A 13,660-nucleotide genomic window follows, 5' to 3' on the forward strand; every position below is an offset into this window, starting at 1 on the left:
GCCGGAGGACAGGCTCAGGCCCGGGTGGCGGCGTCGCTGTCGGCGTAGAGGGTGAAGATCTGGTCGAGTCCGACGATACGCAGTATGCGCAGCGTGTTGCCCGGAACCGCGGCGAGCGCGACCTCGGCCTGGGCGGCGAGTGCCTGGGTGCGCGCCGCGAGCAGGGCGGTGATGCCGCTGGAGTCGCAGAACTCCATGCCTGCCAGGTCCAGGACCAGACGCCGGCCCGGCTGCAGGCTGAGCGCGGCGAGCTGTTCGCGGAGCCGGGAGGCGCTGGCGTAGTCGAGTTCGCCGATGATTTCCACAACGGGACCGGTCGTGGCGTCGCGGGCGGTGATCTTCAGCGGGCTCATCAGTGGTTTCTTGTCGCGGAGGAGATGGTGGAGCGGGCGGGGACGCCGAGGGCGAGCAGAGCGGTGTCGTCGTCGAGTCCGTCGCCGAAGCCGTCGAGCAAGCCGGTCAGGGCCTGGATGACGGCGCGCGGGTGCCGGTCGGCGCGGCCGGTGGCGAAGGCCAGCAGGCCGTCGTCCCCGTAAAGGCTGGTGCGGTCCTCGCCGATGCGGGCTTCGGTGAGACCGTCGGTGTAGAGCAGGAGTGTGTCGCCGTGGGCGAGGGTGGTCGCGGCGGTGGCGAACCGGGCGTCGGGCAGGACGCCGACCAGGAGCCCGCCGGGGGTCGGCAGATAGCCGGCGGTGCCGTCGGCCCGCAGGACGAGCGCCGGCGGGTGGCCGCCCGAGGCGAGGTGGACGGCGACGTGTCCCGTGGCGGGGTCGGGTTCGAGGGTGCCGAAGACGGCCGTGCAGTAGCGCGGATCGCCGCTGTCGGTGTAGCGCTCGTGGAGCACCTTGTTCAGGGTGGTCAGTGCCGCGACCGGATCCGGGTCGTGCAGGGCGGCGGCGCGCAGGGTGTAGCGGGTCAGTGAAGTCAGCGCGGCGGCCTCGGGACCCTTGCCGCACACGTCGCCGAGGAAGAAGACGAAGCGTTTGCCGTCCACGGGGAAGACATCGTAGAAGTCGCCGCCCAACCGGTCGGGGGAGGCGGTGTGGTAATGCGCCGCCGCTTCCATTCCCGGCACCGTGGGCAGGCTGTCGGGCAGCAGCGACTGCTGGAGCACGGCGAGCGCCTCCTGCAGCCGGGTCCGGTCCGCATCCGCCCGCTTGCGTGCCTCCTCGGCCACCTTCCGGCCGCGCAGGAGCTCCTCCTCGTAGGCCCTGCGGTCCCGGGCGTCGAAGAGGGTGGTACGGATCAGCAGCGGCTCCCCGGTGCTGCCGTGCTTGACCACCGAGGAGACCAGCACGGGTATTCGCCCGCCGTCGGCCTGCTTGACCTCCAGGGCTATGCCGTTGATCTCACCCCGCATCCGCAGCAGCGGGGCGAAGTGGGTCTCGTGGTAGAGCTTGCCGCCCACGGTCAGCAGATCCGTGAACCGCAGCCGGCCCACGACCGCGTCCCGTTCCAGGCCGAGCCAGTCCAGCAGGGTGTGGTTGATCTTCGCGATGGTGCCGTCCATGAGCGTGGACAGATACCCGCACGGCGCGAACTCGTAGAGTTCCTCGGCGCTGTCCTCCAGCAGTGCGGCGAACACCGCGTCCGACGTCGTCCCGCCGGCGTCCTGCGGTTCGTGCTGCCGCCCGATGCCGCACATCATCGCAGCGCCGCCAGGAATTCGGTGATCGCCGCGTTCGTGGCCGCGGGCGCGGACAGGTGCGGACAGTGCCCGGTCGCCTCCAGGGTCACCAGGGTGGAGCCGGCGATCGCGTCGTGGACGAAGGCGCCGACCTCCCGCGGGGCGATGACGTCGTCGTTGCACTCCAGGACGAGGGTCGGCACCCTGACCTTCTTCAGGTCGTCCCTCGAGTCGGACAGGAACGTGGTCCGGGCGAAGACACGCGCCATCTCCGGGTCGGTGGCGCAGAAGCTGTTCTCGAGTTCCTCGCCGAGCTCGGGCCGGTCCGCGTTGCCCATGATCACCGGAGCCATCGCCGCGGACCAGCCCAGGTAGTTCGACTCCAGCGACTCGAGCAGTTCGTCGATGTCGCTGGCCGTGAACCCGCCGCGGTAGGCGTCGTCGTCGATGTACCGCGGCGAAGGTGCGACCATCACCAGTGCGCCGATCCGCTCCGGAGCCGCGTCGGCGGCCAGCACCCCGATCATCGCGCTGACCGAGTGCCCGACGAACACCGCGTCGCGCAGGTCGAGCGCCTGGCACACCTCCACCACGTCCTGGGCGTACCCGTCGAGGCTGGCGTACCGCTCCTCGCTGAACGCGGACGGCTCCGCGCGGCCCGAGCCCACGTAGTCGAACAGCACGACCCGGTGGTCCGGCGCCAGGGCGGGCACCGTCAGCCGCCACATGTTCTGGTCACAGCCGAAGCCGTGCGCCAGCACCACCACCGGCCCATCGGGGTTGCCGGTGACGGTGACGTTGTTCCTGCGCACGACATCCATGACGGCCAGTCTCTCAGACGCGCACCGCTGCTCACGTACGCCGCCGGATCACCCCCACGTTCCATCCGCCACCGCCGCGACCCTGCGTAAACCGCCTCGACACGCTCGGTACGACGGGGTTGCGGGTTTCCCGGGTTTCCGGGTTTCCCTCCGCCCGTGCCGGTGACTGTGAGGCGCGGGCCGGCCGGTGAGGAGCACGTACGGCGGCTGTGCCCGCGCCGCGCCCCGGTCGCCGGCCCGCGGAGGCGGCGACGCCCGGGACGGGCGGAGGCGGCGACGCCCGCCCCCGCCTGCGCGCACCGGCCTCCGGCCCTGACGGCCCCGGGGCGCCGCCGGAGGACACGCGTGTGTCGGTACCGGCCGCCGCTGCCGTGGGAGGGAAGCTGACTGTCATGCGCGTCTCGGTCACCGTGTTCACCTGCGACCTGCGGCTGCACGACCATCCGCCGTTGTGTGCCGCGCTGGAGGGCGCCGATGCGGTGGTTCCCCTGTTCGTGCGCGACCGCGCCGTCGAAGCGGCCGGGTTCGCCACCCCCAACCGTTCCGCCTTCCTCGCCGACTGCCTGACCGACCTGGACGGCTCGCTGCGCGATCGCGGCGGGCGGCTCGTGGTGCGCTCCGGGGACCTGGTGGCCCAGGTGTGCCGTGTGGCGGCGGAAGCGGACGCCGGCGAGGTGCACATGGCCGCCTCGCACAGCGCCTTCGCCGCCCGCCGGGAGGAACGGCTGCGGCGGGCGCTGGAGCGCGACGGGCGCGGGCTGGTCGTGCACGACGCGGTGACCGTGGCGGTAGCGCCCGGCGAGGTGGTCCCGTCGGGCTCGGATCACTACGCCGTCTTCACGCCGTACCACCGGCGCTGGTCCCAGGCCGGGCTGCGCCCGGCCCTCGCCGCCCCGCGCCGCGTGCCCGTACCGGAGGCGGTGAACGGCGAGCGGCTGCCCGCGCGCGGCGAGGTCACCGGCGTCTCGCCCGCGCTGCCGGCCGGCGGTGAGAGTGCCGGACGCGAGCGGATGACCGCCTACTGGCGCACCGGCCTGGACGCCTACGACGACACCCGCGACGACCTGGCCGGCGACGCCACCTCCCGGTTCTCCGCGCATCTGCACTTCGGCACGTTGTCCCCGGTGGAACTGATCCACCGGGCCCGGCGCCACGGCGGGCCGGGCGCGCAGGCGCTGGTACGGCAGCTCGCCTGGCGCGACTTCCACCGGCAGGTCCTCGCCGCCCGCCCCGACGCCGCCCACGCCGACTACCGCACCAAGGGCGACACCTGGCACACCGAGCGCACGGCGTCCGCCGACATCGAGGCATGGCGCCAGGGCCGGACCGGCTACCCGGTGATCGACGCGGCGATGCGGCAACTGCGTGAGGAGGGCTGGATGCACAACCGGGCCCGGCTGCTCACCGCCAGTTTCCTGACCAAGACCCTCTACGCCGACTGGCGGGTCGGCGCGGCCCACTTCCTGCACTGGCTCGTCGACGGGGACATCGCCAGCAACCAGCTCAACTGGCAGTGGGTGGCCGGCACCGGCACGGACACCCGCCCCAACCGGGTCCTCAACCCCGTCGTCCAGGCCAGGCGCTACGACCCCGACGGCGCCTACGTCCGCCGCTGGGTGCCCGAACTCGAAGGCGTCGGCGCCCCGGCCGTGCACGAGCCGTGGAAGCTGACCGGGCGGGCCAGGTCCGCGCTGCACTACCCCGACCCGATCGTCGACCTGGCCGAGGGCCTGGACCGCTTCCGCCGCGCCCGCGGCCTTCAGGAGAGGTGATCACGGCCTGCGGTCGGCGGTCGGCAGTCCGGCGGTCCGGCGGTCCGGCGGTGACCGGAAGGTCCCCGGTCAGCGGTTGCGGCGGACGATCGACGCGTTCAGGGCGGTCGCGAAGCAGCACCAGGCGGCGTACGGCGCGAGCGCCAGTGCCGCCGTGCGGTCCACCCGTGCGGTACGCCGCAGCAGGTCGGCGTTGCTCACGTCGAGCAGGAGGGTGCCGGCCAGTGCGGCCGCGGGGCTGCGGCGGGCGAAGAAGAGCCAGTTCCAGCCCGCGTTGAGCGCGAGGTTCACGGCCAGACCGGCCACGAGTGCCCTGCGCCGGCGCCGGTCCCCGGTCCGGCCCAGTGCGTGGCCGCAGGCGTAGGCGATCGTCGCGTACAGCGGTGTCCATACGGCGCCGAACGCCCACGGCGGCGGCTGCCAGTCCGGGGTGCGCAGCGCCCGGTACCAGGCGCTGTCGGGGTCGGTCGCCCTGGCCCCGGCGACGGCCGTGGCGACGACCGCCGCCGCGCCGTACCGGAGCGGGGCCGAGGGCGGCGGAGTGTCGCTGCTCGTGCTCAGGAACGTCATGCCTGCCGCGTGCCCCCGCGAGTGCAGTCGCTCACCCGCCCGGAGCCGGGTTCTTCCTCCCGCCCGGCCCCGGGTCCTCACGACGGCCCGGGCTCGGAATCGGGGTCGACTCCGGGTCGGGCGGTGTGGTCGGGAACTCCGTTCGTGCGGCGGACCTCCTTGAGCTCCGCCTCGTAGAGATGGTCCTTGCCGTCGACCAGGTCCACGCGCGCTGCTTGCTCGAGACGCTTGAACGGTTCGTAGTACGTCGAGTTGTACGCCTCGACGATCTGGAAGGTCCAGTGTCCGGGGATGACGTTGCGTCCCAGGATCTCGAGCTGTACCCGGTCGGCCCAGGCGTCGTGGCCGGCGTCGCGCAGCAGCTTCACCGCCCGGTCGAGTTCGAAATCGGCGGTGCCGGTGAGCTGGTGGAAGCCGTAGAGGTGTCCACGGGCCCGTTCGGTGGTCTCCAACGCCTTCGACAGCGCGCCGAGGGCCTCTACGGTGAGGTCTGACGCGCCCGGCGGTCTCTGGTGCCGCGCATCCGGCCCGTCGTGGTGATCGCTCATGACCTAAAGCATTGCCCCGCGCGGACGCGCCGCACTCGTCCCTTCGGGCGGTGCTGCCGGAGGGAGCCGGCGGCTGGCACCACGGTCCGTCATTGGCCGGCGGCCCGCTCTCCCCCGGTGCGCCGCCGTGGGGCTGAAGGGTCCTCGCCTCCACCCCCCGGCGCCGTACCCGCTGGCTCCCCACGGCGGTCCCCGCGCAGGCGTGCCCGTCGGAGGCCTGCTTCGGCTGCGGAGCTCGACCGCGCGTGAGGTGCGCGGCTTACTGGTAGCGGTTCCAGTAGTGCTCGGTGCCCGGGCAGAAGTGGTAGGTGTTGTTGGCCCAGACCGCCCGGCCGTTGGACCAGATCACCAGGTTCCCGTCGGCCTGGAGGAGCGCCCAGGCGTTCGGGCTCCAGCTGGCGGACTGCCAGTCGTTGCCCTCCACGACCGAGCCGCGTTGAGCTGCTGCCAGTCGCCGTAGTGGGCCAGGTTGCCGTCGTGCCAGAACACCAGCTTGGTGGTGTACGCGTGGTCGATCCCGAGTGTGGTCTGGTGCGGGCAGGCGTCGCCGCGAAGATGCGGTGCTCTGTGATCGATGGCACACCAGAACGCCAGGACGGCTGCGGGTGGTGGAAGGGCCTGTTCGCACTGTGAATCGGCCCCTGTGTCGGTCTGCACAGCGAGCCTTGTTGTGCCCCTGCCAGCACCCTGCCTACTCTGCGGCTGAGCCGGACTTGCGAGTCTGCCGGGGGGCGGTATGGACGATGATCTGCGTGCGGGCACGGCGGCTGCCGGGCGGATTCGACGGGCCGACGACGTGCTGGGTATGCAGCGTGCCGCCCGCAAGGGCGGCACTGGGCCGGTGCTTCACTGGATCGCGGGCCGCACCGGCGCCACCGTCTTCTTGACGAACTCCGCGGGTGCTCCGGCCCACCCGCCCCAGGCTCCCCTCCGCGACGCCGAGCGTGGTCTCGCGCTGCGCGGTGCGCGAGAGTTGGCTGAGCGGCGGCTGGGGTCCGTTGCCATCGACCAGGACGGACTCACCTGCATCGTCCTTCCCCTCGACGGATCGCAGGGGGCCGCCGCGCCCCTGCTCGCTGCCGTCGTGCCCCATCCGGTACCACCTGAACTGCCGCTCCTGCTCGCGGATGCCACATCCGTGCTGAGTCTGACCTGGCTGGCGGAACACACCCGGCGCAAGCAGCGACGGCTGAGGATCGCCGAAGCCGGGACGCGCGAAGCGGTCATGCATTTGCTGCTGAACGGCCACACGTCCGTCGCGCGCCAGATCGCGGCGGCGCTGCGCCCGGCTCTGCCCGCGATGGTGCGGGTGTACGTCATCGAGGGTCCGCCGCGGATTCGCGGCCAGTTGGTCGGGGAACTGACCGATGCGACCGAAGACGCGTGGATCGTGCCGTGCCCGGTGTACGCCGACCACCTCTTTATGCTCGCGCCCGGTGACCGCACCCCGGCCCGCGTCTGGCCCCCCGAGCTCGCGGCCGCCTGCTGGATCGGAGAGAGCACTGCCGTCCCCCTGCGGGAAACCGCCACCGGCTATGCGCAGGCCTTCCATGCTCTCGCCGCCGCACGCGGCCGCCCCGAACGTCAGGCCTCGTTCGCGGCCAACCCCGACCTGGCACTGACCATCGGTCCTGCCGCCGCGGCCTGGGCCGAGGCCTTCATCTCACCGATCCGCAACCACCGCGCCAGGCGGGCCCAGGACCCCGACAGTGCCGAACTGCTGGCCACCGCCGCGTCATGGCTCAGTTTCCACTCCCGTGCGACGGCCCACCTGAACATTCACCGCAACACCCTGAGCGCGCGCCTGACATGCATCCAGGAACTGCTCGGCTCAGACCTGCACCGGCTCGCCAACCAAGCCGCACTGGCACTCGCTCTGCGCGCCATCGCCGCCGAGGTCCCGCCCCCGCCGGAGGGCGATGCCGCACGGGCGAGGGAGACGTTGCCCACCTTGGACGAACTCCTGTCGCTGCCCCGCGTCGGGCAGTGGGCCCAGCAACAGGTGCGTCCTGTCACCGCTCCCGGCGTCCCAGCGTGCATCGCGGAAACCCTCACCACCTGGCTGCGCCTCGACGCACACATCGGCCCCACCGCGACCGCGCTGTCCATCTCGGCATCCGCCGTGCGCAAGCGTCTGGCCCGTAGCGAAGCACTGCTCGAACGCTCGCTTCTGCGGTCCCCCAGCGCCATCCACGACCAATGGCTCGCACTGCGCGCCCTCGAACTGGCCGAGCCGACCGGCGCGCCGCGCCACTTCGCCGGCCTCTCCGGAAGCGCGTGATGACGCTGGCTGCGGCGGGGCGGAACGGCCGTTGGGCAGGCCCCGGGCAGTTCCCCGTGCCGGCGGGGGCGCCGGGCGGTCGGAGGCGGCCGGGTCGGCCGCGCGCCGGCGGGTGCTCGCGGCCCGGCGGTGCGGAGGCTGCCCGGCGGTGCGGAGGCGGCCCGGTTCCTCCACCCGAGGAGAGATCCGCCGAATGGGGGTAGCTTTGATTCGTAGTGATGGGCGATCCTGCGCGCCTTGCAGACGGCCGGTCCGCCGGAAGGGGACTCCGCATGAGACCGCAACACTCACCGTGCCGCAAGTCGAGGGTGTACGCCGCCTGGTCCGTACCGCTCGTGGCCGTGTCCCTGACCGCGGCGAGTCTGGCAGGTGCGTATTCTCCCGCGGCATCGGCCGAACCGGCGGCAGCGGCCCCGGCAGAACCGGCGGCAGCCGGCACCGCGGCCGGGAACAGCGCGGCGACCTGCGTCAACAGCGTCTACGGGGCGATGACGAGTGCGCAGCGGGTCGGCCAGTTGTTCATGGGCGGGATCAACGCGGCGACGCCGGACCAGAAACGCATCGCCGTTCTGCACCAGTACCACGTGGGTTCGGTCTTCCTCGCCGGGCGCAGTACCAAGGGCACGCAGGCCACGAAGACCGTCGTCAACGGCCTCCAGGCGAAGTCCGACACCGTGGCGGGGCACCGCGTGGGACTTCTGATCTCGACCGACCAGGAGGGCGGCCGGGTGCAAGTGCTGTCCGGCCCCGGATTCTCGACGATGCCGAGCGCGCTGGTGCAGGGCACCTGGACGACCACGAAGCTGCGCGACAGTGCCGCCGTATGGGCCAAGCAGCTCAAAGCGGCCGGTGTGAACCTCAACCTCGCGCCCGTCGCCGACGTCGTCCCGGCCAGTCTCGGCAAGAACAACGCACCGATCGGGGCGTACGACCGCGAGTTCGGTCACACGGCCGCGACGGTCACCCCGCACAGCGACGCGTTCGCCGCGGGTTTCGCGCAGTCCGGCGTACTGGCCACGGTCAAGCACTTCCCGGGCCTCGGCAACGTCCGCGGCAACACCGACACCACCGCCGGCGTCGTGGACTCGGTGACCACGCCCAAGAGCTCGAGCCTCACCCCCTTCAGTTCGGCGATCAAGGCCGGCATCCCCTTCGTGATGATCTCCTCCGCCACCTACACCAAGATCGACGCCAAGCATCAGGCGGTGTTCTCGTCCACCGTGATCCAGGGTTTGCTGCGCAAGACGTTCAATTTCCAGGGCGTGGTCGTCTCGGACGACATCGGCAACGCGGTCGCGGTGAAGAAGGTGCCGCCGGGTGACCGTGCCGTGCGGTTCCTGTCGGCAGGCGGGAACCAGGTCCTGACCGTCGAACCCAACCTGATCCCCGCCATGGTCAAGGCCGTCCAGGCCCGGATGGCGCAGAGTTCGGCCTTCAGCAAGCAGGTGGACACGAGCGTGCACCGCGTCCTCGCCGCCAAGCAGAAGGCCGGCCTGCTGCACTGCGGCTGACGCACGGCGTCGGCGGAGCGCCAGCCCGGCGGCGCCCAGCAGCGTGCGGCCGCGCACCCGCAGCAGGTTGAGCAGCGACAGAGCGGGGGCCTGACGGCCTCCATGGGCTCCGGCCCGGTGGCGCGCCAAGCGGGTATCAAAAGCGCGGGGTTGACATGCCGTCAACCCCTGCGGCGGGGGTAGGCGCTCCCTGTGACAGTCGAGGAAACGTCCCACGGGGTGGAGCGCGGCACGCGTTCACCAAGAAGGATCTTGCTCGGGAGAGCTCGCGCCCGGCCCGGTGGGGCGTGCGGAGCGGAAGAGTGACCTGCTGACCACGGTCACCGCCGCACACCCACTTCGACGTTCTCGGCCGGTTACGGCAACAGCGATCCCAGGGGGAACAATGCCTGATGGGCAATATGGCACGCATGCGACAACAGCACAGGACGTGCGGACCGCGCTGGTGGACGAACGCCCCAGGCGACCCGCCCGGTCCCGGGGCAACGCGATAGGCGGCTGGGTTCTCACGATCGTGCTGAACGTCGTGGCGCCGATCCTGACGTACAAGGCCCTGCGCGATCAGGGGTGGAGCGAGTTCACCGCCCTGCTCGCGTCCGGTGCCTGGCCGATGCTCGACAGCGTCGTCCACGTCGCGTGGCGGCGCCGTCTGGACGAATTCGCCGTCGTGACCCTGGTGTTCCTGGTCATCACGGCCGTGGTCTCACTCGTCGGCCCGCACTCGGCGCGGGCCCTGCTGTTCAAGGACTCGGCCGTCACCGGGCTGTTCGGCCTGCTGTGCCTGGCGACGTTGCAGGCCCGTCGGCCGCTCATGTTCTACTTCGGCCGCAAGTTCACCACCGACGGCACCGCCGCGAGCACCGCCTGGTGGAACGGCCTGTGGCGACTGGCAGGCTTTCGCACGACCATACGGACGATGACCGCGGTGTGGGGCGTGGCCTACTGCGTCGAGGCGGTCGTCCGCATCGCGCTGACCTACGCGCTGAGCACCGACACCATGGTGGTCCTCAGCCCCGTTCTGATCTACGGCACGCTCGGCGCTCTCGCCGTGTGGACGGCCGTCTACGGCAAACGGGCACGGCGCAAGGGCGAGGCACGCGCCGCGGCGGCCGCCGCCGCCGACCGGAGCTGATCATTGGTCACAGGCTCGTCCGTGGCAGGAAGGCGCCCGACAACTCGGCGGAGCACGGTGGTTCTCCGCGGTGCGGTGGCCGCTTCCAGGGGCTCGACGAGCCGGCGCCCGCTGCCGTCGCCCCGCGCCCAGGCGTCGATGGGAGGTCCAGTCGGCCTGGCTCAGTGGTCGCAACGAGGCCTGGCCGGCGTCCCGATACGCCGCCGGCCAGCCCAACCACCCCGGGTTCAGGGCAAGTGCGGGCGCACGGACACCCAGCTTGCGAGACGATCTCTGTTCGGGCCAGGGGGAAGGCTGGGCATGAGTCGGCCGATGTGCGCGGTGAGATTCTTGTGCCGGCGCAGTTCGCCGATCTGCTCGATCGGGAGGTCTCGCCAGCCGGCTGCGAGCCGCTTCGCGCGGCACGGCTCGAGCACGAGCGCCGTGAGAGTGTCGTTGGCCAGGGCTTCAGGGTTCCAGTCGGGGTCAGCGTCGGCGCCGAGGTGTTCAATGACCCAGGTCCGCAGCGCGAATTCCTGACAGCGCATACGGGCTCGCTCCCACAGACCGTCGCCGTGGAACCGCCTGTTCGCCGCCAGGCACAGCTTGGCCCAGCGAAGGCGGCTCTCGCGCGACTGCGCGGACCGATACACGTGAGCCTGCGCAACCGTGCGTATGCGCTCCAACTCCGGCCCGCGCTGAAGCCCGGCCAGGCGGGCCTCCAGGCTCTCCATACTCCAGGAACTCTGGTCCAGATGTGGCTGATCCACGGTGCGCCCCTTCCGCGCGCGACTAACGCGACCACCTGCGAACGAGCCCCTGGACCAGGCCCCTCCCGCCCCGCCGGGACGCTCTCGTGCCGCTCACGTCAGTCTGGTCCTGCCGCTGTCCCGGGCTCACGCCTGCCGGATGACCCGCTCCATTGTGCCGCTCCCCCGTTCGTCCGCAGCCGGAAGCATGCCGCTGCCGCAGCGCACCACCATGAACTCGCCGCTCGATCACGAAGCGGGTCCGCCGTCACTGGGGAAGGCCCAAGTCCGTTTCCGGCTAAGCGATCCAGCGGTGGATCGTGCCCCGGTGCATGACGAAGTCGACGTCGCCGGTGGAGTCGATGTCGTCGAAGGGGTCTCCGGGCAGAGCGACGAGATCTGCCGTGGCGCCGGGTCGGATCCGGCCCAGGTCGGGGCGTCGCAGCAGGTCGGCGGCGGTGCTGGTGGCGGCGCGCAGTGCCCGTAGCGGAGAGATGCCGCTTCCCACCATGGCGGGGAACTCTCTCCCGTTCAGGTGATGGGGGAACATGCCCGCGTCCGTACCGAAGGCGACGCGCACATCGCTGGCGGCCACATTGCGTGCGCTGTCCCGGAGTTGGTCGGCGTAGCGGTGGAATTTCGTCCGCTCGGCCGGGTCTTTGCCCTGCCAGTAGCTCTCGTCGTCGAGGTGGTCCAGCGCGTCGAGGACCATGAACTGGGTGGGGACGAGGAACACCCCGCGCTGCTGCATGAGCGACAGGGTCTCGGACGAGGCGAGGTTGCCGTGCTCGATGCTGCGCACTCCGGCCCGCACGGCCCGTGCGACGCCAAGGTCGCCGTAGGCGTGCGGGGTGCACGGGACGTCCAGGTCGGCGGCGGTGGCCACCAGCGTGTCCATCTCGCTCTGCGTGTAGGTGGCCTGCCCGGGATCGTCGCTGGGGCTGCCGAAGCCGCCGGTGGCGCCGAACTTGATCCAGTCGGCGCCGGCGCGGATCTCCGCGCGCACGGCGCGGGTGATCTCGGCGGGGCCGTCGGCGAGTACGCCGATCTCACGGCCGTACTCGGGCGCGAGCAGGGTGGAGAGATCCCCGTGCGCGCCACGGGCCGAGATCAGGTGCGGGGCCACCAGCATCCGCGGCCCGGTGATCAGGCCCCGGGCGAGCGCGTCGCGCAGGTGCACCGTGATCGGCTCGCCGGTGAAGGTGGCCAGGTCGCGCACCGTGGTGAACCCGCGGTCGAGCAGGTCACGCAGGACCGGCAGGGCACGCAGCGCGATGACCGTGGCCGCGTCGGCCGCGAACGCGGTGAGCACGGCCGACGGGTCCATCGTCGTGTGGATGTGGCAGTCGATGAAACCAGGCAGCAGCATGCGCCCGCCGAGGTCGACCACCCGCCCCGCACCGCGCTCGACCTTTTCGCCGACCTCGGCGATACACCCGTCGCGGACCGCGACCTCGGTGTGACCGGACGGCTTGTCCGCCAGCCCGTCCCAGCACCGCTCGGCCACGATCACGACGGTCTCGGTCGAGATGTTCGCGGTCATGGCCGCTCCCTGGCTCGCGGCTGGTGCGTCGCTGTCCCTGTCCCTGTCCCTGTCCGATTTTCCCACCTGGCGTGGGCATGTGCAGCCGGGGTCCCCCACGGTTCGGGAGGCCGTTCTCCTGTGCGAGCTCGTGTGTGGCCGGCGGCACGAGGCCGGCCGGACCCGCTCGCGCCGGTCCCGCTGTCTTGAGGGGATGCGTCACGGGCCGCGATGATGCGAGGGTTGGCGAAACCTGGGGGAGGCGCGGTGGGGCTGGGCACGGTGGCGGTAACAGGCGCGGCGGGGAAGATCGGTTCCGTGGTGCGTGAGGCGCTGCGGCGTGAGGCGGAACGCCTGGTCCTGCTCGACCGCGTGCCGTTACGGCCCGAGGCCGAGAACGAGGACGTCCGCACTGTCGACCTCCGGGACGCGGCCGCCGTGGAGGCGGCGCTCGCGGGGGCCGATCGCGTGCTTCACCTGGGCGGTGTGGCGGACGAGGCGCCGCTTCCGGAGCTGCTCGAAGCCAACGTGCTCGGCACCCACCACGTCCTGGAGGCGGCGCGGCGCACGGGAATCGAGCGGGTGGTGCTGGCCGGCAGCAACCGCGTGACGGGCTTCTACCCCACGGCGCATGTCACCGGTCCGCACGATCCGGTGCGCCCCGACGGCCTGTACGGGGTGAGCAAGGCGGCCGTCGAGGCCCTCGGGCGGCTGTACGCCGACAAGTTCGGCCTGTCCGTGATCTGCCTGCGCATCGGCAGCTTCGAGCAAGTGCCCACCGAGCCCCGGCATCTGGCGACCTGGCTGAGCCCGCGCGACGCCGTCGGCTACATCCGGGCGGCGCTGACCGCTCCGCCGTCCACGCGGTTCGCCACGGTGTACGCCGTCTCCGCCAACTCCCGCCGCTTCTGGGAGCTTCCCGACCCAGCGGTACTGGCCTACGTCCCCGTCGACGACGCCCGACTCCACGCCGCCGAGATCCGGGGAGCGGACCTCCCCACCGACCCCGCCGCACCCCAGGCCGGCCCCTACGCCCTGCCCGAGTTCACGCTCAAGCACCTCAGGACCTGACCCGTAGGCGCAACTCTTCGTGGAAGACCTGCCCGGTCCTCAGGCGGACGGGCAGGGCTGTTCTTGTGCAGATGCAG

The 13,660-nt window shown here is 71.8% G+C and carries 13 protein-coding genes; 5 read left to right on the forward strand and 8 right to left on the reverse strand.

Annotated elements, in window-relative coordinates; all coding sequences use genetic code 11:
• Nucleotides 1-14: 14 nt before the first annotated feature.
• Genes IE217_RS23405 through IE217_RS23415 form a run of 3 tightly spaced genes read right to left on the reverse strand, consistent with a single transcriptional unit; the run spans nt 15 to nt 2,448 of the window.
• Nucleotides 15-353, reverse strand: coding sequence for an STAS domain-containing protein (locus tag IE217_RS23405; protein WP_190179879.1), 339 nt, complete (start codon nt 351-353; stop codon nt 15-17).
• Nucleotides 353-1,648, reverse strand: a complete 1,296-nt coding sequence (locus IE217_RS23410; protein WP_373298109.1) for a PP2C family protein-serine/threonine phosphatase — start codon at nt 1,646-1,648, stop codon at nt 353-355. Before IE217_RS23410 ends, IE217_RS23405 begins: the two co-directional genes overlap by 1 nt.
• Complete coding sequence (locus tag IE217_RS23415) at nt 1,645-2,448, reverse strand: alpha/beta fold hydrolase (protein ID WP_190179881.1); 804 nt, start codon at nt 2,446-2,448, stop codon at nt 1,645-1,647. The genes IE217_RS23410 and IE217_RS23415 overlap by 4 nt, the downstream gene beginning before the upstream one ends.
• Before the next feature lie 392 nt (nt 2,449-2,840).
• On the opposite strand from IE217_RS23415, the gene IE217_RS23420 reads away from it, so the two are divergent.
• Nucleotides 2,841-4,220, forward strand: a complete 1,380-nt coding sequence (locus tag IE217_RS23420) for a cryptochrome/photolyase family protein (RefSeq protein WP_190179882.1) — start codon at nt 2,841-2,843, stop codon at nt 4,218-4,220.
• A gap of 69 nt (nt 4,221-4,289) precedes the next feature.
• On the opposite strand, the gene IE217_RS23425 is transcribed toward IE217_RS23420, so the two are convergent.
• From IE217_RS23425 to IE217_RS23435, 3 genes are all read right to left on the reverse strand, one after another.
• Nucleotides 4,290-4,790 (reverse strand): TspO/MBR family protein, encoded by a 501-nt coding sequence (locus IE217_RS23425; RefSeq protein ID WP_190179883.1) that lies wholly within the window; start codon nt 4,788-4,790, stop codon nt 4,290-4,292.
• Nucleotides 4,791-4,867: 77 nt separating this feature from the next.
• A complete protein-coding gene (locus IE217_RS23430; protein WP_190179884.1) occupies nt 4,868-5,338 on the reverse strand; it encodes a hypothetical protein in 471 nt (156 codons plus the stop codon).
• Between the two features lie 259 nt (nt 5,339-5,597).
• Complete coding sequence (locus IE217_RS23435; RefSeq protein WP_190179885.1) at nt 5,598-5,762, reverse strand: hypothetical protein; 165 nt, start codon at nt 5,760-5,762, stop codon at nt 5,598-5,600.
• A 312-nt stretch (nt 5,763-6,074) separates the two neighbouring features.
• Here IE217_RS23435 and IE217_RS23440 point away from each other — a divergent pair, with 312 nt between their 5' ends.
• The 3 genes from IE217_RS23440 (at nt 6,075) to IE217_RS23450 (ending at nt 10,262) form a co-directional block, all read left to right on the forward strand.
• Nucleotides 6,075-7,619 carry a helix-turn-helix domain-containing protein gene (locus IE217_RS23440; RefSeq protein ID WP_190179886.1) on the forward strand — a complete coding sequence of 515 codons (1,545 nt, stop codon included), beginning with the start codon at nt 6,075-6,077 and terminating at the stop codon, nt 7,617-7,619.
• A 341-nt stretch (nt 7,620-7,960) separates the two neighbouring features.
• Entirely contained in the window at nt 7,961-9,130 is a 1,170-nt protein-coding gene (locus IE217_RS23445; RefSeq protein WP_229865539.1) for a glycoside hydrolase family 3 N-terminal domain-containing protein, read from the forward strand.
• A gap of 430 nt (nt 9,131-9,560) precedes the next feature.
• Nucleotides 9,561-10,262, forward strand: a complete 702-nt coding sequence (locus tag IE217_RS23450; protein ID WP_190179888.1) for a VC0807 family protein — start codon at nt 9,561-9,563, stop codon at nt 10,260-10,262.
• A gap of 227 nt (nt 10,263-10,489) precedes the next feature.
• Here IE217_RS23450 and IE217_RS23455 read toward each other — a convergent pair whose 3' ends face one another.
• Together IE217_RS23455 and IE217_RS23460 are read right to left on the reverse strand one after the other, a co-directional pair.
• Nucleotides 10,490-10,975: a hypothetical protein gene (locus IE217_RS23455; protein ID WP_190179889.1), complete on the reverse strand. Its 486-nt coding sequence runs from the start codon at nt 10,973-10,975 to the stop codon at nt 10,490-10,492.
• A gap of 313 nt (nt 10,976-11,288) precedes the next feature.
• Nucleotides 11,289-12,533, reverse strand: a complete 1,245-nt coding sequence (locus IE217_RS23460; protein ID WP_190179890.1) for a metal-dependent hydrolase family protein — start codon at nt 12,531-12,533, stop codon at nt 11,289-11,291.
• A gap of 246 nt (nt 12,534-12,779) precedes the next feature.
• On the opposite strand from IE217_RS23460, the gene IE217_RS23465 reads away from it, so the two are divergent.
• The gene (locus IE217_RS23465; RefSeq protein ID WP_229865540.1) at nt 12,780-13,583 is read left to right on the forward strand and encodes an NAD-dependent epimerase/dehydratase family protein; all 804 of its coding nucleotides are present in this window, start codon (nt 12,780-12,782) and stop codon (nt 13,581-13,583) included.
• The last annotated feature ends 77 nt before the right edge of the window (nt 13,584-13,660 follow it).

Origin of the sequence: Streptomyces naganishii JCM 4654, from assembly GCF_014650575.1 — a bacterium.
Classification (GTDB): domain Bacteria; phylum Actinomycetota; class Actinomycetes; order Streptomycetales; family Streptomycetaceae; genus Streptomyces; species Streptomyces naganishii.